This is a genomic window from Methylobacterium sp. V23, from assembly GCF_002917135.1.
GTDB lineage: Bacteria > Pseudomonadota > Alphaproteobacteria > Rhizobiales > Beijerinckiaceae > Methylobacterium.
Window position 1 is genome coordinate 605,663 of sequence record NZ_PDHT01000001.1, and the last position, 25,839, is coordinate 631,501.

A 25,839-nucleotide genomic window follows, 5' to 3' on the forward strand; every position below is an offset into this window, starting at 1 on the left:
CTCGCCTTAGCGAAGCGTTAACCATGACGGCCCCCAATGTTGGTTCAGGACCGACGCTGGGGGCCGTCGCCGTTTCGGCCAGTCCCTCTGCGAGCCTCGGTCCAGGAGCCTGGGGAAGCGGCTGCGCGTGGCCACCGACGATATCCTGACCCGTCCGCTCGGCGGCAAGCCGACCGCCGGCCAGCGTCTGCGGGCCTTGCGGCAGGCGCGCGTGACCGCCCCGATGGTGCTCGGCGGTCTCGTGGCGGGCCTCGTCCTCGGTGCCAGTATCCTCGTCGTGGCAGGTGACCCCGAGGGCGGCGAGCCCAGCGCGGTGGCGGTGATCGCGCTCCGCGAGCCGGTCGCCCCGGAGCCGACGACACAGGCGCCGAAGCCAGAGGCGGTGAAATCCGGTCCGAGCAGCGCCAGTGACGTCGAGACCGCCTCCGGCGTTATCGTTGTTCGCCCGACCGGCACGGCCGCCCCCACCGATGCCGTGGTCATCCAGGTTCCGTCCGCGGCCGCCGTGAAGCTGAGCACCGCTCCGGATCCGCGGCTTGTCGAGCGCGGTCGCCACGGCAACATCCCCCGCCTCGGCGACGGGCGCCTGCGCGCCCTCGACGTCTATGCGCGGCCGGATGCCGGCGGTTCCGGGCCCCGCATCGCCATTCTGGTCTCGGGCCTCGGGATCGGCCAGGCGGCCACCGCCGGCGCGATCACCCACTTGCCCCCCGCGATCAGCCTTGGCTTCGCACCCTACGGCACCGACCTCGAGCGGACCGTTGCCCGGGCTCGCGAGGCCGGGCACGAGGCCCTGCTCCAGGTGCCCATGGAGCCCTTCGACTATCCCGACAGCGATCCCGGTCCTCAGACGCTCCTGACCAGCTCGCGCCCTCCGGAGAATCTGGATCGCCTGAGTTGGGTCATGAGTCGGTTCTCGGGCTTCGTCGGTCTCGTCAACTACATGGGCGCGAAGCTCACCAGCGATCCGGGCGCCCTGGAGCCGGTTCTGCGTGAGATCGGAGCCCGCGGCCTGGGCTTCGTCGATGACGGAACCTCGCCGCGCTCGGTTGCCCCCGCATTGGCCGCCAAGGCCAAGGTACCCGTCGCCCGAGCCGAGATCGTCCTCGACGCCCTGCCGCGGCCCGAGGCGATCGACCGGGAACTGGCCCGGCTCGAATCGCAGGCCCAACAGAAGGGTTTCGCCTTCGGCTCCGCTTCGGCCCTGCCGATGAGCATCGACCGAATCGCCCGCTGGGCCGCCGAGGTGGAGGCGCGCGGCATTCGTCTCGTTCCGGTCAGTGTCGCCCTGCGCGGAAGCGGGCCGAACCCCCGGCTCACCAGCGCCAAGCCCTGACACGGCCCGCTCGACGGCTCGGGCCTGACAGGCCGGCCCGGAATTGCGCTGCGGCGCCGTTTCGTGCGTTGCGGCACATCCCCCGCCTGCCTATGGTCGCCGCCATGACCGCATCCCCGATCACCGACGGCGCCGACCTTCCCTACCGTTCCTGCGTCGGCATCACGTTGATCTCGCGCACAGGTCTCGTCTTCATCGGGCGGCGGCGGGCTGATGCCGGGCCGGAGCACGTGTCTGACGGACGGGCCTGGCAGATGCCCCAGGGCGGGATCGACGACGGCGAGGATCCGGGAGCGGCCGCCCTGCGCGAGCTCTATGAGGAGACCAACGTCGCGGCCGGCTCGGTGGTGCAACTCGGCGAGACCCCGGGATGGCTCTCCTACGACCTGCCCCCGGAGGTCCTGAAGCAGGCCTGGAAGGGGCGTTACCGCGGCCAGACGCAGAAGTGGTTCGCCTTCGGCTTCCTTGGTTCAGACGACGAGATCGATGTCGCCACGCCCGGCAACGGCGCCTTCAAGTCCGAATTCGATGCCTGGCGCTGGGAGCCGATGGCCGGATTACCGGACCTGATCGTACCCTTCAAGCGGCCCGTCTACGAGGGCGTGGTCGATGCCTTTTCCGGGCTGACGACTTGGCGCGTTCCCGCGTGACGGCCTGACGCCCGATGCGGTGGTGGTCGATCCCGATCCTGTTGGTGCTCGGCTGGTTCGCGTACACGCTGACGCCGCTCTGGGCGCTCTATGACATCGCTCGCGCGGTCCAGGCGCACGATACCGACTACATCGCGCAGCACGTCAATTTCCGATCCCTGCGCCTCTCGGTGATCCGCCAGGCCGCCGCGGCGGCCCAGACGCGTGATCCCGCTACGCCCGATGCGGAGCCCAGGGAGCGCCAGCGCATCGCCGAGGCCGCCGCAGGTCTCGCGATCCCGATTGCCGAGGCCCTGGTGACGCCCAGGACCGTCGTCGACCTCCTCGACGACGGATGGCCGCAATCGGTGGAGCTCGGCCGCGACGCGCCCGAGGAGAAAGCGGCCGGCGGGGGCCTCCGGATCGACTCCTTTCGCCGGCTGATACCCTTCTATCTCGCTTCCGAGATGCGGGGTTTTCGCACCGTGGTCGTCGGCGTGCCGCCGGAGGCGGGCCGGGACCGTCGTCTGCGGATCCGCCTGCGCCTGCGCGCCTGGACTTGGCGCATCGTCGATATCGAGCTGAACGATGAGCTGCGCGAGCGCATCGCCCAGGCCTTCGCGCGCACCGGCGCGAAAGCGCGCTGAGGCCGCCGCGGCGGCTAGTCCTCGTCCTCCGTGCCGCGGTTGGTGAACCTGGCGTTGCCGAGGCCCGTGCCGATGGTGAGCACACCCCATCGCGTCACGTCCGTCCGGTGCGGGACCTCGCTGAGGCCCTGCACCACGGCGTCGTTGTGCATGACCACCATGGCCGGGTGTTCGCCGATCCGGGGGATCGCGGCCGTCACACGCTCGGCAAGGTTGAAGTCGCGGCCCTCCCAGTTGCCGGGCAGGTTCTGGCCCCCGCGATCGATCGTGCCGTCGGCCTCGATCATGCCGGGGCAGCCGATGCCAATGAAGGGCGCGAGGGTGAGGTTGGCGCGGTCCGCTCGGCGGATCAGGTCGTTGAGCATGCTCACGAGGCGCTCGACCGCTTCGTCGCGGCTCGGCATCGGATCCTCGTCGCAGTGGCGCCAGATCTCTGAGCGCCAGACCTCGCTGCGCGAGAGGTCGGCAGCCTTCCTGAGGTTCGTGACCACGACGCCCGCGCGAATGTTGCTGCCGCCGATATCGACGGCCAGCAGGCTGTCATAGCCGGAGAACATCCAGGACGGCGCCAGGTGCACGGCGCCGATCAGGCCGCCCTCGTCGGGATGGTGCCGGATCGGTTCGAGGGTGATGTCGAGGCCCCCGGCGCGCAGCAGGAAGCCTGCCCGCGCGACCGCGAGGCGTCCGGCCCGGCTGTCGCTGAAGCCACCGCCCACCACGATCGCCTGCGTGCCCTCCCAGCCATCCTGGCCAAGGAAGAGGCGGGCCACACGAGCCAGCTCCTGCGCGAAGTCCTCGATCGCGCTGAACACCACGCCCGCGGCGAGGGGATCCTCGCCGAGAAGGATCTGGTCGATGCGACGCTTCGAAAAATCGCAACTCGCCTTTTCGCCCAGCGGATCGGCGCCGAGGGCACGCAGGCGCTCCCGGCACGCTTCCAGCATCTCGCGAAACGCCGACTTCGAAACCCGGTCGCCAATGAAGCCTTCGCCGTCCTTCAGCTCGATGTTGTAGTCGTCGACCACCACCGACGGCAGCCGTTGTGCCGCGTGCGCGATGCCCGCCTCGCGGATCTGAGTGTCCTTCGCCATGCCGTTTCGCTTACCCCTCGTCGTGTCGTCCCGCGCAGCTCAACGCACCGCGCATTCATTTGGGCTTGGCGGTTTCGGCCGGGGTCGGCGCTTTCGGCTCGCGGGCCTCCATCAGGTCCTCGGCCTTGTCCTCGTCGGTATCGCCGCCGCGCTCGATCGTCTTCTCGGGGTTCGCGGCGAGGGCCCGCACGATCTCGACCAGGCGCTCGCACTCGGTGGAATACTTGTAGGTCTCCAGCACGATGGCCGCGTCGCGCAGCGTGCGCAGGTCGCGCACCGTCTGCTTGTTGGCTGTCTCGCGCAGCTCGGCCTTGGCCGCGATGGCCTCCTCCAGCTTGGCGCCCTTCACGTCGCAGACGGCCGAGGCCGTCGTCGTGCCGGCCAGGAGGACGAGGAGAGGGAGGAAGAGATTGCGCATCGGAAGACTCTGGGCTCCGGCGGCCGAACCCGCGCCGCGCGCGGTCCGGTCTCAGCCGTGGTGGGGGTGGGAACGCAGGATCTCGTTGGCGAGGGCCACGAGATGGCTCAGGCGGTAGGGCTTCGGAACGAAGACGGACTGGGTGACGGCGTCGGCCTGCGAGAGGTGGCCGCGTCCACCCGAGGTGTAGACCACCGGCAGGTTCGGCAAGTGCCGGCGCGCGCGACGCGCGAGGGCGATCCCGTTCGTGTTGCGGGCCAGATCGATATCGGTGAAGAGCAGGTCGACGCGCTCCCGCGCCAGGATGTCCTCCGCTGCGTCGGCATCGGCGGCGGTGAGGACGCGGTAGCCCTCGTCGAGCAGCGCCTCGGCGGCGAGCTCGCAGACCATGGCTTCATCCTCGACCACCAGGACGGTCTCGGCGGCGGCACGCGGGCTGAAGGCGGGATGGGCGGGAAACGCGCAGGCGAAGGAAATCATGACGCAACTCCTACTCACCCGGCGTGAGCCCCTGGGGGCTGGGCCGGATCGCAAGACAAACGGGTCGCCGAGGCGCATCGTTCGCCGCCGATCACTCCAATTGCGCGGACTTGGTAAGCGAAGCTTTAACCCTGCGGCGACGCCGGTGAATGGGTGCGTGCCCCGTCCATGACTCGTCCCTGGCATCTCGGCTTCGGCCTCGTCCTCACGGCCCTGGCCGGCTACGTGGACGCCCTCGGGTTCATCCGGCTCGGCGGCCTCTACACCTCGTTCATGAGCGGGAACACGACCCAGTTCGCGGTCTCCCTCGGGCACGGCGATCCCCATCACGCCATTCTGCCGGCGCTGCTGATCGTGGCCTTCCTCACCGGCGGCATCTGTGGCGGTGGCCTCTCAGCCCTCACGCCCGCGCGCTGGGTCACTCCGGTGATTCTCGGCTTCGAGACCGCAATCGTCGGCGCTGCCTTCGAGGCCGCGACGGCCGCGCCGGATTCCGGTGTCGCCTCGCTGATGCTGGCCTTGGCGATGGGCGCGCAGAACGCCGTCCTCTCCCATGTCCAGGGCTTCCGGGCCGGGACCACCTTCGTGACCGGCGCCTTGTTCGGCTTCGGCCAGAAGCTCGCTCTGGCGCTCGCCCGGCGCGGCGCGCGCACCGCCTGGGTCGGCGACGGCGTCGTCTGGTTCGCGCTCCTCCTCGGATCCGTGGCCGGGACGGTCGCCTACGGGAAGCTGGCGTTGTATGCCCTCGCCATTCCCGCCGGCATCGCCGGCCTCCTCGCGCTCGTCGCGACGGTCCTGACGGCGCGCGCGGCGCCGGCGAAGGTCGCCGTCGTGAAGTGAGCGCGCGAGCCCCTGGTTGAGAGACCCGTTGCGATGAGTGCCCCCTCCCTCCTCGATCACGTCGCGCCGCTATCCGCCGGTGCCTACGTCACCGCCACGGTCTGGCTGAAGGACACCCTGGCCCTCGCCCTCGGAGACGGCGGCGTGCTCTTGGCCTCCGGAGCCGAACTCCGCCGGGTCGAGGCGCATCCGGAGGCCGGCATCCTCGTGGCGGCCGGGGACGGACGACGCCTCGTCACGGGCGGCGACGATGGCCGGGTGGTGGCGACCTCCGAGACGGGCGACGTCGTCGAGGTCGCCCGTGCGAAGAACGGTGCCTGGATCGACGCCCTCGCCCTGCATTCCGAGGGCGGCCTCGCCTACGCGGCCGGGCGCAACGTCGTCGCCCGCGACGCGAAGGGACGGGAGAAGAGCTTCGCGGCGCCCTCGACCGCCCGCGGCCTCGCCTTCGCGCCCAAGGGCTATCGCCTGGCGGTGGCGCACTACAACGGCGCCACCCTCTGGTACCCCAATCTCGACACTGCCCCCGACTTCATCGAGTGGAAAGGCTCGCATATCGACGTGACCTGGTCGCCGGACGGCCGGTTCGTCGTGACCACGATGCAGGAGAACTCCCTGCACGGCTGGCGCTTGCAGCCCGACCGCGGTCACATGCGGATGTCGGGTTATCCTGCGAAGGTGCGCTCAGTCTCCTGGTCCGGCGACGGACACTGGCTGGCCACCAGCGGCGCCGAGGCGGCCATCGTCTGGCCCTTCGATTCGAAGGAAGGCCCCACCGGCAAGGCCCCCCGCGAGTGCGGGGTGCGGCCCGCCCGCGTCTCGCGGGTGGCGTTCCACCCCAAGGCCCTGGTTCTGGCCATCGGCTACGAGGACGGCTGCATCCTTCTCGTGCGCTTTGCCGACGCGTCGGAACTGCTGGTCCGACCCGCGGTGAAGGGCAGCGCCATCTCGGCCCTGGCCTGGGACGGACGTGGCAGCCGCCTCGCCTTCGGCTGCGCCGACGGGCAGGCGGGCCTCCTGACCCTCCCGGCCTGACGCCGATGGCCCTGTTCAGCTTCGGCAACCGCCGCCCGCCGGCGGATCAAGGTGTCCGCACGAGGGTCGTCGATTGGGTCCGCCGCTGCGGCGGCTTCGACGCGGCCGTCACCGTGAAGGCGAGCGAGATCGTCTGTGCCGACCCGGCTTGCCCGGGTATCGAGACCGTCATTCTCATTCTCGTCCCCGGGCGCCCGACCCGCGCCCTGAAAGTGGCCCGTCCCCTCCCAGAGGTCACCGAAGCGGACATCGCTGCGGCGTTCGCGGGGGAGGGGACGGCGGCTTGAGGCCGAGCGGTCCGCCGGAACCCGCCGCGCCGTCGCGCCCTTGTCCCCCGTCACCACCCACGCGGAGAGGCCGGTGTTTCGCGTCCTACGCACCCTGGGGCTTGCCCTCGGACTGATCGGCGGTGCCCTGGCGGCGCAGGCGCCGGAATTCGCCCAGCAATACGCGCAGCGCCTCGGCGGCACCCTGGACGAACTGCGCCGCGTGGTTTCCGGTTTCGAGGCCGATGCCGTCGCGACCGGGCGTAGCCGCGACGATGCGGTGGCGCGCCTGCGCAGCGACGGCGACCCTCTCGTCGCCCGGCGCGGCGAGGCGGCACGCCAGGATATCGTGCGTCTCGCCGCCCTCGATCGGCAGCGCCGAGAACTCGCGGAGGCCGGCGGCCCTCTCGGCCGCGTCGTCGCCCTGATGCGCGATCCCGATCCCAGCCTCGCGCGGGCCACCTACCAGGACTACACGCCCGCGATCCCCACCACCGCCGACGGCCTGACAGCGGGCCTGGTGGGCTTCCTCGCCACCTGGGCAGGCTGGCGCATCCTCGCCGACCTCATTCGGCGCCTCGTGTCGGGCCGTGTCCGGCGGTCCGTGACCCGGCCGGCGTGAAGACGCGACTGTTGCCCGGCGTCTACAGCGTGGCCCCCGCGGCTGCACTAGGGTCTGGCGGTTAGCGCGCGGGCCTCATCCTGGCGCCGTTTCACGGCCTCCTTCGAACCCATGGCGCGCCTTCCTTCCACTTCGGTCGACCCAGCCATCGATGCCGCGGCCCTGCTGCGTCGCATCGGCTTCATCGGCCTGTTCGTGATCATGCCGGTGGCGGCTCAGGTCGCCCGACGCGCGGTGGTCATCCTCGCGCCGATCTCCATCGCACTTCTGCTCCTGGCGAGCGCCATTGACGGCCGCGCGCGGCCGGTCCGCCCGGCCTCCACCCGCCTCTTGCGCTCGCCCGCCTTCCTGGCCGGCTGCTTGGTGATTCTCTGGTCGGCCCTGTCCCTGGTCTGGACGCCGTTTCTGAGCCTGGCGACCGAGCGGCTGCTCAACGTGATCGCCACCTTGCTGATGACGATGGCGGCCTATCTCGCTCTGCCGGACCGTATGCGTTCGGCGAACCTCTATCTTTTGCCGGTGGGCGTGGCGGCGGCGGCCATCTTCGCCATTGGGCTCGGGCTCACGGGGCAGGGGCCGTTCGGCCAGGGCCTGCTCGGACCTGACGAGGACGCGATTCTCGACCGGGGCTTGATCCTGCTCATCCTATTCGTCTGGCCGGCTGTGTCTTGGCTTCGCTCCCGTGGGCGCAACGGCGAGGCCCTCGGGCTCGCCCTGCTCGTCTCGGTCGCGCTCCTGGTCTCGCCCGGCCCGACCACCCTGGTCGCCTTGGCGGTGGGGGCCATTGCCTTCGCGCTCGCAACGTTCCGGCCCATGCTGACGCCGCGCCTCCTCGGCGTCACGGCGGCGACCCTGCTGGTGCTGGGACCGGTCCTGCCCTTCATTGCCCGACCGATCGGCGCGACGGTGTTCGGCGGGCGGGCGCCCGGCGTCCTGAGCCTCAAGGCCTGGCAGACCATCGTCACCGGCGAGCCGCTGCGTCTCGTCACCGGGCACGGCCTCGAGACCGCCCTGCGGGGTCGTTACGTCAACCTGCTGCCGATCAACGCACCGCGGACCCTGCTGTTCGAGCTCTGGTACGAACTCGGCTTGGTCGGGGCCTTCGCGGCCGCCTTCGCCCTGCACGCCGCGATCCGCCGCGCGGGACGTGAAGCATCGGTGCTGGTGCCCGGTGCCATGGCAGCCTTCGCCTCGGCCTTCCTCATCGCCTGCATCGGCGTCGGGATGACGGTGATGTGGTGGCTCACCACCTTGGCGCTCGCCGTCCTGGTCTTCGTCGCGGTGGAGCGCGGGCAGTTCCGCACCCGCCGACCCAAGGCCAGCCTGTTGCCGTCCGCCCAGAAGGCCTGACGCCTCAGGTGTCCGCGGCCGCCTCGATCGCCTCCATGTCGGCGTCGGAGAGCCCGAAATGATGCCCGATTTCGTGGACCAGGACGTGCGTGACGAGGTGGCCGAGGGTCTCGTCGTGCTCGGCCCAGTCGTCTAGGAGGGGGCGACGGTAGAGCCAGACCTGATTCGGCATCTGCCCGGTCGCCGCCTCGCCGCTCTGGGCGAGACCGATCCCGCGGAATAGGCCGAGGAGATCGAACGGGCTCTCGCACTCCATCTCTCGCAAGGTCTCGTCGTCGGGGAAGTCTTCGACGTGGATGACGAGGCCGGCACAGAGATTCCGGAAGGCCCGGGGCAGGTTGGCGAAGGCCGCATGCGCCAGATCCTCGATCGCACCGAGGTCCGGTGCCCGAGCCGACGTCCAGTCCGGTTCGCCGCCGCTCACGCGAGTTCCGGCAGCACGCGCTGCGCGAGGAAACCGGCGAGATCGCTGGTGATATGGTCGATATGCGCTTCGCGAACGGCCTCCTGCTCGAAGGCTTCCCGGAAGGGGTCGATCGTCGGCGGGACCACCAGGACCGTGGACATGCCGATGTCGTGCGGCACGATCAGGTTGCGGGCAATGTCCTCGAACAGGGCCGCCCGGCGCGGCTCGACACCGTGGCGCTTCAGGAACCGCTCGTAGGTGGAGCGCTCGGGCTTCGGAATGAAATCGGCATCGGCGATGTCGAACACGTCCTCGAAATGGTCGAGGATGCCGAGCTTGGCCGCCACGTTCTCAGCGTGCCGGCGCGATCCGTTGGTGAGGATGAGCTTGCGGCCGGGCAGGCGCTCGATGGCGTCGCCCAGCGCCGGGTCGAGGCGGATCGACGAATGGTCGATGTCGTGGGCGAAGTCGAGGAAGTCGTGCGGATCGATGGCCGATTCCACCATCAGCGCCTTCAGGGTCGTCCCGTAGCGATGGTAGAAATACTTCTGCAGGGCCCGGGCCGAGAGGCCGTCGAGGCCATAGAGGCGCATGACGTAGAGGGTGATGCGCTCGTCGACCTGCGGCCAGACCCGGGCGTCGCTCGGATACAGCGTGTTGTCGAGATCGAACACCCAAGTGTCGACGTGGCGAAAGCCGCGGGATTGGTCGGTGGTGAAGTGGGTTTCGCCGGGCAGGAACAAGGTCGGTCGATGTGGTTCTTGGGTGGGCCGAGACGCCCGGCCATTCGAGATGGGGACCGGACACCGCGAAGGAAAGCGGGGCGCCTGCATGTCAGAGCATGGCCGTCGGCATCCCGCAAGCAGGCGCGCCGGCCCGGCCTCGAGGCCCCATCGTCCGACCAGCGCTTTGCCGGCAGGCTCCCCGCATCGGCCCGAGGTGAGTTGGTCAGTGTTTAGGCAAAAGCCAACCGTTTTGTCCTCGAAATAGGCAGCCTAAGCCTCGGCATGGCGATATTGTGCTTGCCGGCGGAAAGACATGGCGAAGATGCCAGCTTAACCGAACGTATACGAACGTCCGGCTATTTGATCACGACGGTATAGCGCGAGACGAGCGTCTAAGGCCGACCCGGTGTGGCGGGAGAAATTGCATTGCTCGCACGCGATTTCATGAACTTCTTCGACGCGTCCCGGCGCCAGGGCGTAATCCTTTCCTTCGGCGGCGACATTTCGGAGAACGTCCTCTTCTCCCTCGGCGAAGTGCTCAAGTTGCGCATGCGCCAGGGCGAGACCGATGCATCGGTGGCCAAGCGCGTCTTCGCGATCTTCGTCGAGCAGGCACAGAACGTCATCCGCTACTCCGCCGACAAGGTCGTGAAACCGTCCGGTCCGCAGGCAGGTCTGATCAGCAACGGGGTGATCGTCGTCGGTATGGAGGCGGGGCGCTTCTACGTCGTCTGCGGAAACGAGTTGCCGGATCTCGACGTCCCGCCCCTGCGCGCCCGCCTCGACCATATCGCGAGCCTGAGCAGCGACGAACTGAAGGCCTATTACCGCGAGAAGCTTCGCCAGCCGCCGGACGAGGGCAGCCTCGGCGGCAGCATCGGCCTGATCGAGATCGCGCGGCGCTCCAGCGCGCCGGTCGAGTACGGCTTCCAGGCGCTCAGCTCCGGGCGCAGCTTCTTCTGCCTCAAAGCCTATATCTGACGGGCCGACCACCGATGGACCGAATCCAGCTTGCCGCCACGGACCGCTCGCCGCGGGTCGATTTCGACTTCGCGACCGGGCACCTGTCCCTGCACGGCGAATCCTATCCCGAGGATGCCGCCGCCTTCTTCGGCCCCCTGCTCCAGGCTCTGCGCACCTACCTGGCGGATGCCTCCCCGACCCCGATCGTGTTCGAGGTCGGGCTGGCCTACTTCAACTCGTCGAGCGCCAAGGCGCTGATGAACCTGTTCATGCCCCTGGAGGACGCCGCCGAGGAAGGGCGCTCGATCACGGTGCGCTGGTGGTTTGCCGATGGCGACGAGACGATCGAGGAAGCGGGCGAGGACTTCGCCGCCGACTTCTCCTACGCGCGCTTCGAGATGGTGAGGGAGATCGTATGACCCGCGCGATCCGGGCCGTCGGAGGCACGACCTCAGAACCCGCCGCCGATTCCTTCAGTCTCTACGACGCTGAGGAAGCGGTACTGACCCGCACGGAGGCGATGCTGTCGGGGCTCTCGGACGTCGCCGGCGGTGTCCAGGCGCTGGCCGACGCCTATCGCCGGGGCTTTCGCGAGCAGCAGCGGCTGGTCCGCATGAGCGACCGGATGCAACTCGACCTGCAGAAGGCGAACCAGCGCCTGGCCGATCAGCGCCGGGATCTGCAGGCCCTGAACGCCGCCCTGTCCGGTGAGATCGAGCACCGCACCCGTCTGGAGGCCGAGCTGCGGCGCTTGGCCGACACCGACGACCTGACGGGGGCCCTGGCGCGCCGCCGCTTCATGGAGAGCGCTGCGCGCGAATGGCTGCGCCACGCGCGCAGCGGCGCCCCGGTCTGCATCCTCATGCTCGACCTCGACCGATTCAAGCTCCTCAACGACAGTTTCGGTCACGCGGCCGGCGACGCCGCGCTGGTCTCCTTCGTCGCGATCTGCCGGGCTCACCTGCGCACCCTCGACTTCATCGGCCGCACCGGCGGCGAGGAGTTCGCCATCGTCCTGTCCGATACCGGCCTCGAGGGCGGCGCGGCCTTCGCGGAACGCCTGCGCGAAGCCGTTGCCGTGACGCCGGTGCCGATGATGGATGCTGCCATGCGGATCACCGTGAGCATCGGCGTCGCCCAGTCCGAGCCGGGAGAAACCCTGGAGAACGCCATGCAGCGGGCTGACGCGGCCCTTTACGCGGCCAAGGATTGCGGTCGCAACCGTATCGCATTGAGGTCCGGCGCGCAGGACCTCTCTGGCGCTGCGATCCGGCCATGACTGCCGAGACTCCGACCCTCGGAGCCGCCACGGGCCCGTCCGCCAGTGACCGGCCTGCCTCCGGCGAACGGCGCGGCGGGTCCCTGCGCGGAGCCGGCCCGCGGCGCAGCAGTGATTTTCTCAGCGCGGCGGGCTTCATCGATGTCCCGACCGGCGAGCCGGGCGCGATGCGTCCGGGCGCCCTGCGCGGCGCCGCCCAGGGGCGCGACCTCGACAGCCTCGCCCACACCCTCTTCCTGCGGATCTACCCCGTGATCGCGGTGGTCGTCCTGGTGACGCAGATCGGGATCGCGTGGGTCAATTATCGCGACCAGCTCCACCTCTACACCGAGCGCGCCGACCTGATGGCGTCCCTGACCGCCAAGGCTATTGCCGGCCCCGGCTGGCGCAGCCGTCCGGAGATCTATCGTCGTCCGATGGAGGCTTTGACCCTCGACCCGGCCTTCCGCGCGGCGACCCTGCGCGACGCCGCCGGCGCCGTGGTGATGACGCTGGGCGAGCCGAAGCGCGGGCGGTCCTTCGAGCAGATCACGACGCAGGCAGATCTCGTCGCCGGCCCCGGTGACGCCCCGGTGGGACACCTGACCCTGTCGATCTCGGCCGAGGCCCTGCGCGGCAACGCCGAGAAGCAGGCGATTCTCGCCCTCGTCACCAGCCTGATCCTGATGCTCGCCTTCGTGCTGACCCTGCATGCCAACGTGCGGCGGCACGTGCTGTCCCCCCTGAAGCGCCTGCTGCTGGCCATGCGCGAGGTCGAGCACAAGCGCTGGGTGCCGGTGGAGCTCGATGGCGCTTTCCGCGCCAGCAACGAGATCGACGTCATCTCCCAGGCCTTCAACCGCATGGTCGACGGGCTCCGCTCCGGCGACGAGGCCAAGCAGCTCCTGGAGCAGCTGGAGCAGGCACACCGTAAGCTGGCCCAGGCCAACCACTTGGTGATGGAGAGCATCGGCTATGCCCGTCGCATCCAGAGCTCGGTGCTGCCCGACCGGTCAGCCCTCGACGGCACGGGTCTAGACGTGGCGGTGCTCTGGGAGCCGCTGCATCTGGTCGGGGGCGATTATTTCTGGCTCGAGGAAATCGACGGCCTCGGCATCCTGCTGGTGGCCGACTGCACCGGCCATGGCGTTCCGGGCGCCTTCCTGACGCTCATCGTCGCCACCGCCCTCGACCGCCTGATCCACGAGCGCGGCCTGCGCGATCCGGCCGCCATCCTGGAGGCGCTCGATGGCATGGTGCGGACCCAGCTGCGCCAGGACGGGCGGGGATCTGAATCCGACGACGGCCTCGATTGCGGCCTCTGCGTCTGGGACCCGGCCGCGGCGGAGCTCCGCTTCGCCGGCGCCGGCTCGGCCCTGACGTTGATCGACGGCGCGGCGGTGACGCGGATCCGCGGTGCCAAGCGCGGCCTCGGCTATCCGCAGCGACCGGGCGAGCGCTTTGCGGCGGAGGAGACCCGCCTGCGGGTTGGACCCGGCATGACTTTCTACCTGATGACGGACGGGATCACCGACCAGATGGGCGGCGCCGGACCCGCCCGACGCCTCCTCGGCCATCGTGGCGTGACCGAGATTCTAGGGCCTCATCAAGGGGCGCCGCTGGCCGAGCAGGTGGCGGTGCTCGATGCAGCGCTCGCTGCCTATCGCGGCGGCGAGAGCCGACGGGACGACATGACCCTGGTGGCCTTCCGGCCGCGGGTCCTGCCCCGCGCGACCTGAGCGCGGGGCAGGGGCTGAGCGCGGGGCAGGGGATCGCGTTCAGCCCCGACGGATCAGGGTGCCGGCACCGTAATCGGTGAACAGCTCCAGCAGCACCGCGTGGCTGACCTTGCCGTCGAGGATGACCACCGCCTCGACGCCCTGCTCCAGAGCGTAGATGCAGGTCTCAACCTTGGGGATCATGCCGCCCGTGATCGTGCCGTCCGCAATGAGCCGGCGGCAATCGTCAATCGACAGCTCGGGGATGAGCTTCTTGTCCTTGTCGAGCACCCCCGGAACGTCGGTAAGCAGCAGCAGGCGCTTGGCCCGCAGCGCCCCCGCAATCGCGCCCGCGAAGGTGTCGGCATTGACGTTGTAGGTCTGGCCGTCGGCGCCGAAGGCCACGGGCGCCAGGACCGGGATCAGCTCGGCCTTCAGCACCGCGTCGAGAACGCCGCGCTCGACATGCTCAGGCTCGCCGACGAGGCCGAGATCGACCTCCTGCTCGGTCTGGCTCTCGGGATCGATGATGGTGCGGGTGGCCTTGCGGGCCCGAACCATGTTCCCATCCTTGCCGCAGAGGCCGATGGCGCGGCCGCCCTCGGCCGAGATCCAGCCGACGATCTGCTTGTTGATCGAGCCGGCCAGAACCATCTCGACCACCTCGACGGTGGCCTCATCGGTGACGCGCAGACCGCCGCGGAATTCCGATTCGATGCCGAGCCGGCCGAGCATCCGCCCAATCTGCGGGCCTCCGCCATGGACCACGATGGGCTTCAAGCCGGATTGCTCCAAGAGCACGATGTCCTCGGCGAAATCCTCCGCCGCTGCCCGGTCTCCCATGGCGTGGCCGCCATACTTGATGACCACGATCTCCTGGTCGTAGCGCTGCATGTGCGGCAGGGCCTGGACCAGGACCTCGGCGCGCACATGGACGTTGGGCAGCGGTTCTTTCATCGTGGGGCTCGTCCTCGATGGCGCGTCGGGCACCGCGCGCGACGCCGGGCTTCTAGCGCAGCAACGCGACGGTGCGAAGCAGCAGGCAAATGAATTTCACGCGGCGGCGACGTGTTGCGCCGGTGTCCGTCCGGCGCGGCCCCCTTCCGCGGACGCGTCGCGGACGCGGCTGCAACCGATCCCTGGTAATCAATCCTTAAGGTTGATAAACCATGATCGGTCGGTCGCCGGGGATCCTGCACCATGCTGAATGTTGATCCATACGTACCGCGTCCCACCCTGCTCAGCCCGCACCACATCGCCAGCGCGGTCGACCAGCTCAACCCTCAGGCGGCCTCGCCCTCCGAGGTCTGGCGCCTCCTGACCGAGCAATTCACCGTCGATCTCGATGCCGTCGCAGCCATTCTGCCGCGATCCGAGCCCGAGCCGCACTGGTTGCAGGTCCGCCGCTAACGCAAGCTGCGCCATCGGCGGCCCCGTCCACGCCGGACGGTGATCCGCGCCTCAGGGGAACGACGCTGGCACACGCCGTGCTTAGCGCTCTTCAACAACAACGACACGGGGAACACCAAGGCAACGATCACGCGGCCGCTCGCACGCCGGAGCCACACCGCGGACCTTTTTCGCCATCTCGAACAAGGGGTCCGTCATGTCTGAACTGCTCTCCGTCGCCCTCGTCTGCGCCGCGACGCTCCTCGCCAAGGATTGCTCGCGCGACACCGCCCTCGACGTCATCGTCGCCCCTGCCCGAACTCCCATGGAGTGCCTGATGCACGGTCAGGCCGCCGCGGCGTCCACGGGCCTGGCCGCCGGTGAGAGCCGCTACCTGAAGGTCACCTGCGAGCGCCGTCACGCGGACCTGCGCCACCTGCGCCGGGCGGGCTACGCCGCCGCCATCGTCCTCGTGCACCGCGACGCCATCTAGCCCAAGCTGAGAGCCTCGCCGGCCGTCAACACGCCGCCTTCCAGCACCTCCGCGTAGACGCCGCAATCCGTGTGGCCGAGATGCTGCGCGAGCGTACGAGGAATCGCGAGGTCGCGCTGGCCCGTGACCGGGTCGACATTGGTCGCTGCGCAGCGCTGCGTTCGCTTGTGGATGCGCAGGCGCACGCCGCCCGGCGACGTGAGCGTGTGATCGACGAGATCGAGCTCGGCCCAGGCGTCGAGGCCCGTGACGTGGAGGTTCGCGCGGAAGCGGAGGGGGTCCACCGCCGCGCCGGTCATGGTCTCGAGCGCGGCGACGCTAGCGAGATTGAGGAGCGAGACGAAGCCGCGCGGAGAGTCCGTGAAGCGATAACCGCCCGGCGCCGACAGGATCCGGGCTGGACCGCGCAGGGATCCGGGCATGTAGCGCGTGAGGAAGTCTTCGATGGTGGCCCGCCCTTGCGGTTGGGCGAGGTCGCCGCGGGCTGCGATCGCGCCGCCCTGGCGGATCGTCAGCGTCCCATCCGTCGGATCGTAGCGCGTGTCGAGCTGCGCCAGCGCCTCGTCGCGCATCAGCATCAGGAACTTGATCTTGGGCTGGTGCACCGGGGCGGCCGGGTCGAAACCCGACGGGCCGTTCTCGACCGCGAACAGGCGGTCGTTAGGAAAGTAGTCTCCGTCCCTCAGGGTTGCGTGGTCTATCGACTCGGGTGAGAGCCCCTTCACGGGGTAGCGATAGAGGGCGTCGAGGCGCAGGCTTGGCATGTCGGTCATGCGCCGAGCGTGGCCCTGAAATGCGTCGGGACGCAAGCCTGAGCGACGGCTGTCTCCCGTCGCGTACCGCACCCTTGTGGTGCCGATTTACAACACCACATCTCGACTACCGGCGGCCAGGTGGCGCCGGGGTCTCCAGCGGCATCGGCCGTGGGGGCGACGTCTCGGCGATCGGTCGCGCCGCGAAGAGCGGGCGGTGGGTCGAGCCGACACGGGGAGGTGGGACACAGATGAATTTTGAGATCTATACCGAGCGCGCCCGCGGCTTCGTTCAGGCCGCGCAGAGCCTCGCAATGCGCGAGGGCCATCCGCAATTCCAGCCGGGCCATATCCTCAAGGTTCTGCTCGACGATCCCGAGGGCCTCTGCGCCGGTCTGATCGATCGGGCGGGCGGTCAATCACGGGTCGCCCTTGCACAGACCGAGGCGTGGCTCGCCAAGCAGCCGAAGGTGTCCGGCAACGCGTCTCAGCCGCAGGCGACGCGCGAACTCGTGCGCCTGTTCGACACTGCCGAGAAGGCCGCCGAGAAGGCGGGCGACAGCTACGTCACGGTCGAGCGCCTGCTGCTCGCCCTCGCGGTCGAGAAGGATACCGAGGCCGGGCGCGCGTTGGCGGCGGCCGGCGTCACCGCGGCCTCGCTCAACGGCGCGATCAACGCCCTGCGCAAGGGCCGGACCGCCGACAACGCCACGGCCGAGAACGCCTATGATGCGCTGAAGAAGTACGCCCGCGACCTCACCGAAGCGGCGCGCGAGGGCAAGCTCGACCCGGTGATCGGCCGCGACGAGGAGATCCGTCGCACGATCCAGGTCCTGTCCCGGCGCACCAAGAACAACCCCGTCCTCATCGGCGAGCCCGGCGTCGGCAAGACCGCCATCGTCGAGGGCCTCGCCCTGCGGATCGTCGATGGCGACGTGCCGGAATCCTTGCGCGACAAGAGCCTCCTCGCCCTCGACATGGGCGCGCTGATCGCGGGTGCAAAGTATCGCGGCGAGTTCGAGGAGCGGCTGAAGGGCGTGCTCTCCGAGGTGACGGCGGCCGAGGGCGGGATCATCCTGTTCATCGACGAGATGCACACCCTGGTCGGCGCCGGCAAGGCGGATGGGGCGATGGATGCCTCCAACCTGCTGAAGCCGGCCCTCGCCCGCGGCGAGCTGCACTGCGTCGGGGCCACCACCCTCGACGAGTACCGCAAGCATGTGGAGAAGGACGCGGCCCTGGCGCGGCGCTTCCAGCCCGTCTTCGTGTCCGAGCCCACCGTCGAGGACACGGTCTCGATCCTGCGCGGCATCAAGGAGAAGTACGAGCAGCACCACGGTGTACGCATCCAGGATGCGGCCCTGGTGGCGGCTGCGACCCTGTCGAACCGCTACATCACCGACCGCTTCCTTCCGGACAAGGCCATCGACCTGATGGACGAGGCTGGATCGCGCCTGCGCATGCAGGTCGATTCGAAGCCCGAGGAGCTCGACAACGTCGACCGCGAGATCGTGCGCCTGAAGATCGAGGGGGAGGCCCTGAAAAAGGAGACCGATTCCGCCTCGCGCGACCGTCTCGTGCGATTGGAGAAGGAGCTGGCCGACCTCGAGGAGCAATCCGCCGCGATCACCTCGCGCTGGAAGGCCGAGAAGGACAAGCTCGGGGCCGCCGCCGAACTCAAGCGCAAGCTCGACGAGGCGCGGAACGAACTGGCCTCGGCCCAACGCCAAGGCCAGTACCAGCGCGCGGGTGAGCTCGCCTACGGGGTGATCCCGGGCCTGGAGCGTCAGCTCTCGGAGATCGAGGCCCAGGCCGAGAGCGCCGTGGTCCGCGACGGCATGGTCGAGGAGGCGGTGACGCCGGCGCATATCGCCGGCGTCGTCTCGCGCTGGACCGGGGTTCCCGTGGATAAGATGCTGGAGGGCGAGCGTGACAAGCTCCTGGCCATGGAGAAGGTGCTGGGCGAGCGCGTCGTCGGGCAGCGCGAGGCGGTGGAGGCGGTGGCGACCGCCGTGCGCCGGGCGCGCGCCGGTCTCCAGGATCCGAACCGGCCGATCGGCTCGTTCATCTTTCTGGGCCCCACCGGCGTCGGCAAGACCGAGCTGACCAAGGCCCTGGCGGGCTTCCTCTTCGACGACGACACGGCTCTCGTGCGCCTCGACATGTCCGAATACATGGAGAAGCACTCCGTGGCCCGGCTGATCGGCGCGCCTCCGGGCTATGTCGGCTACGAGGAGGGGGGAGCACTGACCGAAGCGGTTCGGCGCAGGCCCTACCAGGTCGTGCTGTTCGACGAGGTCGAGAAGGCGCATCCGGACGTGTTCAACGTCCTGCTTCAGGTGCTCGATGACGGCCGGCTGACCGACGGACAGGGGCGGACGGTGGATTTCCGCAACACGCTCCTGATCATGACCTCCAACCTCGGTTCGGAATACCTCGTCAACCAGGGGGAGGGCGACGACACCGACGCCGTGCGCGCGGAGGTGATGGGCGTGGTGCGCAGCCACTTCCGGCCGGAATTCCTGAACCGGATCGACGAGATCATCCTGTTCCACCGCCTGATGCGGTCGGAGATGGGCGCGATCGTCGATATCCAGCTGAAGCGCCTGCAGAAGCTCCTCGACGAGCGTAAGATCACCCTCGACGTCGATCCGGAGGCTCGCGACTGGCTCGCCGACAAGGGTTACGACCCGGCCTACGGGGCGCGTCCCCTGAAGCGCGTGATCCAGAAGGCGGTGCAGGATCGGCTGGCGGAGCAACTCCTGTCCGGGCTGATCCACGACGGGGAAGTGGTGCCGGTGGAGGTCGGTCCCCTCGGGCTGAAGGTGGGCAAGTCCGGCCTCAGCACCGAGCGCCGGCCGGAGAGTGCCACTCTCAACTGAGGCGGGGCGTCATTCCGACACCCTGCCAAGAATCCCGCCGAGATCCCGGGGCCCGCGACGGCAGCCGCTGCCGCGGGCCCCACCAGGCCGGTTCCTCACTGTCCCGAGCGCAGCACGAGGCGGCGGATGCGACGGTCGAAGTCCTGGAAGCTGGCCGAGATGCCCCGGCCGGCGCAGGCCTGGAAAGAGTCGCCGGCGAAGAAACCGCGCGCACTCTGCTCGCGGCAAGCCATCAGGGGCGGGACCAGCACGGTGCCGAGGCCTACGACCAGCACCAGGGCGAAGTTCAGGATGACCGCGATCATCCAGCCGAGGGGTGACAGGAAGGGCTTCTCGAAATCCGTCCTGCCCCGGTCCTGGCGCGCCAGATCACGCACCTTGGCGCTGGCCTGACGCCGTTCGGCCATCCTCGTATCGAGGTCCCGGAACTTCGAGATTTCGGCCACGAACAGGGTCTCCCATGCGAGAACAGGGCGCATCGTAGCCGTCGAACCCTCAAGGAAGCCTGAAGCGGCGACCTGACATTCCCGCGCGATCCCTGCTGCCAAGCCTGTGTACCGGCCGGATTGCATCTTGAGCCCGGTCGGCAATTGCGGACAATGCGCCTCCAAGGCCATTTCCTCGTTCCCAGGACTTCCCGATGTCGACACCCAAGCCGGAGCGTCGAGCCGACCCCGCCGCGCTGGACAGCGCCCTGTCGCGGGCCGGCATCCGCTTCACCGCCTGGGCCGAGAAGTGGTTTCCCGATGCCTTCATCTTCGTCGCCATCGCGGTGGTCATCGTCGCCCTCGGCGCGCTGGCCAACGGCGCCCCGGCGCCCGCCATCGCCAAGAGTTTCGGCGACGGCTTCTGGAGCCTGATCCCCTTCACCATGCAGATGGCCTTCGTCACGATCGGCGGTTACGTCGTGGCGACGGCGCCCCCGGTCCAGGCGCTGATCGATCGGCTCGCCGCGATCCCGAAGACCGGCCGCGGCGCCGTCGGCTTCGTCGCCGCCGCGACCATGCTGTCCTCGTTCCTGAGCTGGGGCCTGAGCCTGATCTTCGGTGGCCTCCTCGCCCGCGCGCTCGCCCGCCGGACCGAACTCCGCATGGATTACCGTGCCGCCGGGGCAGCCGCCTATCTCGGGCTCGGCGCCACCTGGGCCATGGGCCTCAGCTCTTCGGCGGCCCAGCTTCAGGCGAACGCGGCGAGCCTGCCGAAGGCGCTGCTGCCGATCACCGGTGTGATCCCCTTCAGCGAGACCATCTTCCTCTGGCAGTCGATGCTGATCGCCGCGATCCTCTTCGTGATGTCGGTGATCATCGCCTATGCCTCGGCGCCCCGCCCGAGCACGGCGGTGACGGCCGAGGATCTCGGCGTGAACGTCGCGCGCGAAACGACCGATCTCGGCCGGCCGGAGCAGCCCGGCGAATGGCTGGAGCACTCGCCCATCCTGACGATCCTGCTCGTGGTGATCGCGGGCGCCTGGATCTACCAGGAGTTCGCTCGGCAATCCTGGATCACCGCGATCTCCAACCTGAACACCTACAACCTCCTGTTCATCACCCTCGGCCTGCTGCTGCACTGGCGCCCGAAGCGCTTCCTCGTCGCAGTGGCCAAGGCAGTCCCGGCGACGGCCGGCATCCTCATCCAGTTCCCGCTCTACGCCGCCATCAGCGCGATGCTGACCGGGCCGAAGAATGCGGCCGGGATCTCGGTGTCCGAGGTGATCACCCACGCCTTCGTCAGCCTGAACACCACGGGCAGCTTCCCGATCTCGATGGGCGTGTACTCGGCGGTGCTCGGCTTCTTCGTGCCGTCGGGCGGCGGCAAGTGGCTGCTCGAAGCACCCTATGTGATGCAGGCGGCCAACGAGCTGCAGGTGCATCTCGGCTGGGCGGTGATGGTCTACAACGCGGCCGAAGCGCTCCCGAACCTGATCAACCCGTTCTGGATGCTGCCGCTCCTCGGCATCCTCGGCCTGAAGGCGCGCGACATCGTCGGCTTCAGCTTCCTGCAACTCCTCATCCACCTGCCGGTGGTGCTGTTCCTGCTCTGGGCCCTGGCCTTCACGCTGACCTACCACCCGCCGGTGATGCCGTAGGCAGCGCCCGGAAGCCGGATCGGAGGATCCAACCCATGCGTGTCGCCGTCCTGCCGGTCCTGTCGATCCTTCTCTTCGGGAGTCTGTCCGCCTTGGCCCAAGACCGCCTGCCGCCGCTTCCGGCCGACGCACTCAGCCCGGAGCAGAAGGCGGCCTCCGAGGCCTTCCTGGCGGCGCGACGGACGCCGGTCTTCGGACCGTTCGTGCCGCTCCTGCGCAGTCCCGAGCTGATGACCAACGCCAGCAACATGGGGCTGCACCTGCGCTACCGCAGCGTGCTGCCCTTGCGGCTGAGCGAGTTCATCATCCTGATCACCGCGCGGGAATGGACGCAGCAGCTCGAGTGGCACATCCACGCGCCGATCGCTCTGAAAGCCGGCCTCGACCCGGCGATCGTCACGGCGATCCAGGAGGGCCGGCGGCCGGACGCGATGGGCCCGGAGGAGACGCTGGTCTACGCGTTCTCGACGGAGCTGCACCACAACAAGGCGGTGAGCGACACGACCTACGCGCGGGCGGTCCGGACCTTCGGCGAGCAGGGCGCCATCGAGATGGCGGGGATCAACGGCTACTACACGCTGCTGGCGATGAGCATGAACGTGGCGCAGACCGCGCTGCCGGACGGCGCCGCGCCACAGCTGCCCCCGCTGATCCGCTGAGGGCCGGGTTCCGGCGGCTCGGCCGGACCGCTGAGGCGTCTTCCCGCCACACGATCCCGGAGCCGACGACGAGGAGTCACCCGCGCGGTACGCATCGGGCGGTCGGCCGCGGGCCCATGCCTCAGGACCGGCGCGCCGGAATGAAGGCGGCCACGGCCGTGAGCAGCCAGCCGGCCATCAGGGCGAAGCCTCCGGTCGGCGCCGCCATGGGAAACAGTGGCGTCCCTTGGAGCGCCCGGAGCGCGAGGTCGCCCGAGAACAGCGCGAGGCCGACGACCAGGGCCCCCGCCGCGATGCGGGTGACGAGACGGTGCGTCGTGCCGGTGGCGGTCAACGCGACGAGCCCGAGGATCGCCGGGGCGTGGAAGAGCAGGAACTGGGCGGCCGTCTTCAGACTGTCGGCTCCGCTGAGATGAGCGGCCGCCGCGCTGGCAGCCACACCCAGCAGGCCCGCGAGGGCGCCGAGCGCCAGGAGGACGCGATCGACGCCGTTCACGCGCCGCGCTCCCGCAGCAGGCGGGCGACGCTGGCCCGGAGTTCGGGGACGCCCCGATCGTCGCGGCTCGAGGTGAGCAGGATCTCGGGGTAGGCGGCCGGCCGACGGGCGATGGCGGCCTGCACCCCGGCGAGGCGGGCATCCATCTCGGATTTCTTCAACGCATCGCCCTTGGTCAGCACGATCTGGTAGCTGACGGCGGCCTTGTCGAGGCCGTCGAGCACGTCGGTGTCGATGCTCTTCAGGCCGTGGCGCGAGTCGATCAACATGAAGACCCGGGCCAGGTTCGAGCGGCCCTTCAGGTAGTCGTGGATCAGGTCGGTCCAGGCCTCGACCTTGGTCTTCTCCACCGCCGCGTAGCCGTAGCCCGGCATGTCGACCAGGGTCAGGCGGCCCCCGATATCGAAGAAGTTGAGCTGTTGCGTGCGCCCCGGGGTGTGCGAGGTCCGCGCCAGGGTGTTGCGCCCGGTCAGCGCGTTGACGAGGCTCGACTTGCCCACGTTGGAGCGGCCCGCGAAGGCGATTTCAACGCCCTTCATCGCCGGCAGGGCGGGCACGTTCGGTGCCGAGGCGATGAAGTCGGCCGCACCCGCGAACAGCAGGCGTCCGGCCTCCAGCAGGGCGGCATCGTCTTCGGCTTGGGACATCGGGCGGCTCCGGACGAGGGGGCGCATCCGCCGCCCTCGCGAGCCGACACGCCGGAAACAGGACGGTCCTCCCCGTCAGGAAACGGAGAGGACCGGTTGGGATGTCGCGCGCCGTGGCCGGACGTCGGCCCGGCGCGGTTCGGTCGAGCCGGGTTCAGCTCTTGGCAACTTCAGCTCTTGGCGACGGCGTTCTTGTCGGCGGGTTTGCGCCGGAACATGCCCCTGAGATTGTCCCACAACTCCACCTTCACGCCGTTGCGGCGCATGATGACGTATTGCTGGATCACCGACAGGGTGTTGTTCCAGGCCCAGTAGATCACCAGTCCGGCCGGGAACGAGCCGAGCATGAAGGTGAACACGATGGGCATGAAGGTGAAGATCTGCGCCTGGACCGGGTCCGGCGGCGCGGGGTTCATCTTCATCTGGATGAACATCGTGATGCCCATGATGATGGGCCAGATGCCGAGGTGGATGAAGTCGGGTGCCGCGAACGGCAGGAGGCCGAACAGGTTGAGGATGTTTGTCGGATCCGGCGCGGCCAGATCCTGAATCCAGCCGAAGAACGGCGCGTGCCGCATCTCGATGGTGATGAACAGGACCTTGTACAGCGCGAAGAAGACCGGGATCTGGATCAGCACCGGCCAGCAGCCAGCGACCGGATTGATCTTCTCCTTCTTGTACAGCTCCATCATCGCCTGCTGCTGCTTCATCTTGTCGTCAGCATAGCGCTCGCGGATCGACGCCATCTCCGGCTGCACGGCCTTCATCTTGGCCATGGACTGGTACGACTTGTTGGCGATCGGCAGGAAAAGCAGCTTCAGGCAGAAGGTCACCACCAGGATCGACACACCGAAGTTGCCGAACAGGTGGAAGAAGAAGTCCAGCGCCCGGAACATGGGCTTGGTGATGAAGTGGAACCAGCCCCAGTCGATCAGCAGGTCGAACTGCTTGATGTTCTGGTTCGCCTGATAGGCGTTGACGGTGTTCACTTCCTTGGCGCCAGCGAACAGCTGCTGGGTCGCGGTCGCCGAGGCCCCGGGCTGGATCATCTGCACGTTGCCGAGCACGTTGGCCTGGTAGACCTTGGTGGCGCCGTCGGTCCGCTCGGTGAAGCTGCCCGTGTAGGGGGTCGCCTGATCCGGGATGGCGGCAGCGGCCCAGTACTTGTCGGTGATGCCGACGAAGCCGCCCGTCACGCCCGCCCAGGTCTTGCCCTTGGTGCTGGCATTGCCGAGGGCCGGCTCCTTGGCGAGGTGATCGTAGGTGTATTCCTGCAGGCCGTCGGCGCCGAGGACGCCGATCAGGCCCTCGTGCAGCACGTAGTAGCCCTGGGTGTGCGGCTTACCCCAGCGCGAGACGAGGCTGTAGGGATAGAGGGAGACCGCGTTGCCACTCTTGTTCTCGACCTCGTCACGAACGGTGAACATGAACTTGTCGTCCACCGCGATGATGCGCTTGAACAGCAAGCCGGCGCCGTTGTCGTAGCTCAGCGTCACCGGCTTGCCCGGCGCCAGAGTGGTGGCGTCGGCGGTCCAGACGGTGTCGCCGTTGGGCAGCGGTCCGGCGTTCTGACCGACCCAGCCGAACTCGGCGTAGTAGGGATTCTCGGTGCCGGTGGGCGAGAGCAGGACGATGCGCGGGCTCTTGTCGTCCACGGTCTCGTGGTAGTTCTTCAGCGAGACGTCATCGATGCGGCCGCCCTTCAGGGCGATGGAGCCGGCGAGGGCCGGGGTGTCGATGGTCACGCGCGGGGAACGCGCGATCGCCGTCTCGCGGGGTACGACGCCACCGCCGGCGCTTGCGGCGCCCGGCAGGGTTCCGGGGACGGGATTGGCGGGGCCGCCTTCCTTCGGGCTGGCGCTGGGCACGCCGTCCGGACTGGCCGGCTCAGTGGCGGCCTTGTTCTGGAGGGCGGCCTGGCGCTGCTGCTCCACGCGGGGGGCGGCGATGAAATAGTTCCAGCCGAGCAGGACCGCCAGCGACAAGGCGATCGCGACGATCATGTTCGTCTTGTCATTACCCATCGGTCGGTCCGTCGCATGCGTTGGGAGAAGGGGAGGGCGCGTTCGCGCGGGTCGGCTCGGCATCGGCCGGCGCGGCGAGGCCCGAGGCCAATACCGGAGCCGCCGCCGATGCGCCAGACGCGGGCGCGCCTTTGCCGCGTCCGCGCTGGGCGGGCCGCGAATCGGAAGCTCCGGATGTCTGGCCCGGCAGTTTCGGATCCTGCGGCTTCGTCACCACGGTGACGGCGCGGCGCAGGTCGTCGATGAGGGTTTGGAACGGGGCGTGCAGGGCCGGGCGCCGCGCCACCAGAACCACGTCGGCGGGACGCGCCGGCAGGTCGCCGGCCGCCTGGGCCACGGCTGCGCGCAGCCGTCGCCGGATACGATTGCGCTCCGTCGCGTGGCCGACCCGTTTGGTGATGGTGAAGCCGATGCGGAGGCCATCGCCCGCGGGATCGCCGGGGGCGTCGTCCGTGGACGCCTCCGCGGCGCGGACGAGGCCCTGCGCCGACACGCGTTCGTTGTGGAAGCGACGTCCGCCGGCCGCGGCCAGGAATTCGGAGCGTCGCGTGAGCCGCCCGACCGTCGGTGGGGCCGATGACATGGCCGATCCGATCTCGCAGCGGGTCCTGTGGCCCCTGGCCAGAC

Annotated in this window: 29 protein-coding genes; 17 read left to right on the forward strand and 12 right to left on the reverse strand. The window is 69.1% G+C overall.

Translation table 11 applies throughout. The annotated features are described in order from the left end of the window. Window positions 1–121 precede the first annotated feature (121 nt). From CRT23_RS02785 to CRT23_RS02795, 3 genes are all read left to right on the forward strand, one after another. Window positions 122–1,336 (forward strand): divergent polysaccharide deacetylase family protein, encoded by a 1,215-nt coding sequence (locus tag CRT23_RS02785; protein ID WP_103708454.1) that lies wholly within the window; start codon window positions 122–124, stop codon window positions 1,334–1,336. Window positions 1,337–1,440: 104 nt separating this feature from the next. After that, a complete protein-coding gene (locus tag CRT23_RS02790; protein ID WP_103708576.1) occupies window positions 1,441–1,986 on the forward strand; it encodes an RNA pyrophosphohydrolase in 546 nt (181 codons plus the stop codon). A gap of 14 nt (window positions 1,987–2,000) precedes the next feature. Further along, window positions 2,001–2,612: a DUF2939 domain-containing protein gene (locus CRT23_RS02795; RefSeq protein ID WP_103708455.1), complete on the forward strand. Its 612-nt coding sequence runs from the start codon at window positions 2,001–2,003 to the stop codon at window positions 2,610–2,612. Between the two features lie 14 nt (window positions 2,613–2,626). On the opposite strand, the gene CRT23_RS02800 is transcribed toward CRT23_RS02795, so the two are convergent. Genes CRT23_RS02800 through CRT23_RS02810 form a run of 3 tightly spaced genes read right to left on the reverse strand, consistent with a single transcriptional unit; the run spans window position 2,627 to window position 4,601 of the window. Next, window positions 2,627–3,703: an ROK family protein gene (locus CRT23_RS02800; RefSeq protein ID WP_103708456.1), complete on the reverse strand. Its 1,077-nt coding sequence runs from the start codon at window positions 3,701–3,703 to the stop codon at window positions 2,627–2,629. Between the two features lie 55 nt (window positions 3,704–3,758). Next, window positions 3,759–4,121 carry a photosystem reaction center subunit H gene (locus CRT23_RS02805; RefSeq protein ID WP_103708457.1) on the reverse strand — a complete coding sequence of 121 codons (363 nt, stop codon included), beginning with the start codon at window positions 4,119–4,121 and terminating at the stop codon, window positions 3,759–3,761. A gap of 51 nt (window positions 4,122–4,172) precedes the next feature. Next, window positions 4,173–4,601: a response regulator gene (locus CRT23_RS02810; protein ID WP_055947850.1), complete on the reverse strand. Its 429-nt coding sequence runs from the start codon at window positions 4,599–4,601 to the stop codon at window positions 4,173–4,175. 168 nt (window positions 4,602–4,769) lie between these two features. Here CRT23_RS02810 and CRT23_RS02815 point away from each other — a divergent pair, with 168 nt between their 5' ends. The 5 genes from CRT23_RS02815 (at window position 4,770) to CRT23_RS02835 (ending at window position 8,714) form a co-directional block, all read left to right on the forward strand. Next, window positions 4,770–5,441, forward strand: a complete 672-nt coding sequence (locus CRT23_RS02815) for a YoaK family protein (protein ID WP_103708458.1) — start codon at window positions 4,770–4,772, stop codon at window positions 5,439–5,441. A gap of 33 nt (window positions 5,442–5,474) precedes the next feature. Further along, window positions 5,475–6,476, forward strand: coding sequence for a WD40 repeat domain-containing protein (locus CRT23_RS02820; RefSeq protein ID WP_103708459.1), 1,002 nt, complete (start codon window positions 5,475–5,477; stop codon window positions 6,474–6,476). Between the two features lie 5 nt (window positions 6,477–6,481). Continuing rightward, window positions 6,482–6,763: a hypothetical protein gene (locus CRT23_RS02825; protein ID WP_103708460.1), complete on the forward strand. Its 282-nt coding sequence runs from the start codon at window positions 6,482–6,484 to the stop codon at window positions 6,761–6,763. A 73-nt stretch (window positions 6,764–6,836) separates the two neighbouring features. Next, window positions 6,837–7,364, forward strand: a complete 528-nt coding sequence (locus CRT23_RS02830; RefSeq protein ID WP_103708461.1) for a DUF2937 family protein — start codon at window positions 6,837–6,839, stop codon at window positions 7,362–7,364. A 111-nt stretch (window positions 7,365–7,475) separates the two neighbouring features. Next, window positions 7,476–8,714: a peptide ABC transporter permease gene (locus CRT23_RS02835; RefSeq protein WP_103708462.1), complete on the forward strand. Its 1,239-nt coding sequence runs from the start codon at window positions 7,476–7,478 to the stop codon at window positions 8,712–8,714. 4 nt (window positions 8,715–8,718) lie between these two features. Here the strand turns inward: CRT23_RS02835 and CRT23_RS02840 are convergent, their stop codons facing one another. Together CRT23_RS02840 and CRT23_RS02845 are read right to left on the reverse strand one after the other, a co-directional pair. After that, complete coding sequence (locus CRT23_RS02840) at window positions 8,719–9,138, reverse strand: metallopeptidase family protein (RefSeq protein ID WP_103708463.1); 420 nt, start codon at window positions 9,136–9,138, stop codon at window positions 8,719–8,721. Then, window positions 9,135–9,863 carry a pyrimidine 5'-nucleotidase gene (locus tag CRT23_RS02845; RefSeq protein ID WP_103708464.1) on the reverse strand — a complete coding sequence of 243 codons (729 nt, stop codon included), beginning with the start codon at window positions 9,861–9,863 and terminating at the stop codon, window positions 9,135–9,137. Before CRT23_RS02845 ends, CRT23_RS02840 begins: the two co-directional genes overlap by 4 nt. A 408-nt stretch (window positions 9,864–10,271) precedes the next feature. Between CRT23_RS02845 and CRT23_RS02850 the strand changes: the two genes are divergently transcribed. Genes CRT23_RS02850 through CRT23_RS02865 form a run of 4 tightly spaced genes read left to right on the forward strand, consistent with a single transcriptional unit; the run spans window position 10,272 to window position 13,805 of the window. After that, window positions 10,272–10,826: a SiaB family protein kinase gene (locus tag CRT23_RS02850; RefSeq protein ID WP_103708465.1), complete on the forward strand. Its 555-nt coding sequence runs from the start codon at window positions 10,272–10,274 to the stop codon at window positions 10,824–10,826. A 14-nt stretch (window positions 10,827–10,840) separates the two neighbouring features. Beyond that, window positions 10,841–11,227 carry a DUF1987 domain-containing protein gene (locus CRT23_RS02855; RefSeq protein ID WP_103708466.1) on the forward strand — a complete coding sequence of 129 codons (387 nt, stop codon included), beginning with the start codon at window positions 10,841–10,843 and terminating at the stop codon, window positions 11,225–11,227. Further along, on the forward strand, window positions 11,224–12,087 hold the full coding sequence (locus tag CRT23_RS02860; protein ID WP_103708467.1) for a GGDEF domain-containing protein: 864 nt from the start codon (window positions 11,224–11,226) through the stop codon (window positions 12,085–12,087). Before CRT23_RS02855 ends, CRT23_RS02860 begins: the two co-directional genes overlap by 4 nt. Further along, on the forward strand, window positions 12,084–13,805 hold the full coding sequence (locus CRT23_RS02865; protein ID WP_103708468.1) for a SpoIIE family protein phosphatase: 1,722 nt from the start codon (window positions 12,084–12,086) through the stop codon (window positions 13,803–13,805). The genes CRT23_RS02860 and CRT23_RS02865 overlap by 4 nt, the downstream gene beginning before the upstream one ends. A 39-nt stretch (window positions 13,806–13,844) precedes the next feature. On the opposite strand, the gene argB is transcribed toward CRT23_RS02865, so the two are convergent. Beyond that, window positions 13,845–14,741, reverse strand: a complete 897-nt coding sequence (argB, locus tag CRT23_RS02870; protein WP_055947887.1) for an acetylglutamate kinase — start codon at window positions 14,739–14,741, stop codon at window positions 13,845–13,847. Window positions 14,742–14,984: 243 nt separating this feature from the next. Here argB and CRT23_RS02875 point away from each other — a divergent pair, with 243 nt between their 5' ends. Both CRT23_RS02875 and CRT23_RS02880 read left to right on the forward strand, forming a co-directional pair. Beyond that, entirely contained in the window at window positions 14,985–15,194 is a 210-nt protein-coding gene (locus CRT23_RS02875) for a hypothetical protein (protein WP_055947890.1), read from the forward strand. A 196-nt stretch (window positions 15,195–15,390) separates the two neighbouring features. Continuing rightward, complete coding sequence (locus tag CRT23_RS02880; RefSeq protein WP_055947893.1) at window positions 15,391–15,666, forward strand: hypothetical protein; 276 nt, start codon at window positions 15,391–15,393, stop codon at window positions 15,664–15,666. Here CRT23_RS02880 and CRT23_RS02885 read toward each other — a convergent pair. Beyond that, complete coding sequence (locus CRT23_RS02885; protein ID WP_103708469.1) at window positions 15,663–16,439, reverse strand: MOSC domain-containing protein; 777 nt, start codon at window positions 16,437–16,439, stop codon at window positions 15,663–15,665. The genes CRT23_RS02880 and CRT23_RS02885 overlap by 4 nt on opposite strands. Before the next feature lie 230 nt (window positions 16,440–16,669). Here CRT23_RS02885 and clpB point away from each other — a divergent pair, with 230 nt between their 5' ends. Continuing rightward, window positions 16,670–19,300: an ATP-dependent chaperone ClpB gene (gene clpB / locus CRT23_RS02890; protein WP_103708470.1), complete on the forward strand. Its 2,631-nt coding sequence runs from the start codon at window positions 16,670–16,672 to the stop codon at window positions 19,298–19,300. 95 nt (window positions 19,301–19,395) lie between these two features. On the opposite strand, the gene CRT23_RS28335 is transcribed toward clpB, so the two are convergent. After that, window positions 19,396–19,779 carry a hypothetical protein gene (locus tag CRT23_RS28335; RefSeq protein WP_181017235.1) on the reverse strand — a complete coding sequence of 128 codons (384 nt, stop codon included), beginning with the start codon at window positions 19,777–19,779 and terminating at the stop codon, window positions 19,396–19,398. A 161-nt stretch (window positions 19,780–19,940) separates the two neighbouring features. Here CRT23_RS28335 and CRT23_RS02900 point away from each other — a divergent pair, with 161 nt between their 5' ends. Both CRT23_RS02900 and CRT23_RS02905 read left to right on the forward strand, forming a co-directional pair. Next, a complete protein-coding gene (locus CRT23_RS02900; protein ID WP_103708472.1) occupies window positions 19,941–21,386 on the forward strand; it encodes a TIGR00366 family protein in 1,446 nt (481 codons plus the stop codon). A 35-nt stretch (window positions 21,387–21,421) separates the two neighbouring features. Continuing rightward, entirely contained in the window at window positions 21,422–22,045 is a 624-nt protein-coding gene (locus CRT23_RS02905) for a 4-carboxy muconolactone decarboxylase (RefSeq protein ID WP_103708473.1), read from the forward strand. 121 nt (window positions 22,046–22,166) lie between these two features. Here CRT23_RS02905 and CRT23_RS02910 read toward each other — a convergent pair whose 3' ends face one another. The 4 genes from CRT23_RS02910 to rnpA form a co-directional block, all read right to left on the reverse strand. Next, entirely contained in the window at window positions 22,167–22,541 is a 375-nt protein-coding gene (locus CRT23_RS02910) for a DUF423 domain-containing protein (protein WP_103708474.1), read from the reverse strand. After that, complete coding sequence (yihA, locus tag CRT23_RS02915) at window positions 22,538–23,188, reverse strand: ribosome biogenesis GTP-binding protein YihA/YsxC (RefSeq protein WP_055947915.1); 651 nt, start codon at window positions 23,186–23,188, stop codon at window positions 22,538–22,540. The genes CRT23_RS02910 and yihA overlap by 4 nt, the downstream gene beginning before the upstream one ends. 170 nt (window positions 23,189–23,358) lie before the next feature. Beyond that, window positions 23,359–25,212: a membrane protein insertase YidC gene (yidC, locus tag CRT23_RS02920; protein ID WP_103708475.1), complete on the reverse strand. Its 1,854-nt coding sequence runs from the start codon at window positions 25,210–25,212 to the stop codon at window positions 23,359–23,361. Continuing rightward, complete coding sequence (gene rnpA / locus CRT23_RS02925; protein ID WP_103708476.1) at window positions 25,205–25,795, reverse strand: ribonuclease P protein component; 591 nt, start codon at window positions 25,793–25,795, stop codon at window positions 25,205–25,207. The genes yidC and rnpA overlap by 8 nt, the downstream gene beginning before the upstream one ends. Window positions 25,796–25,839 lie beyond the last annotated feature (44 nt).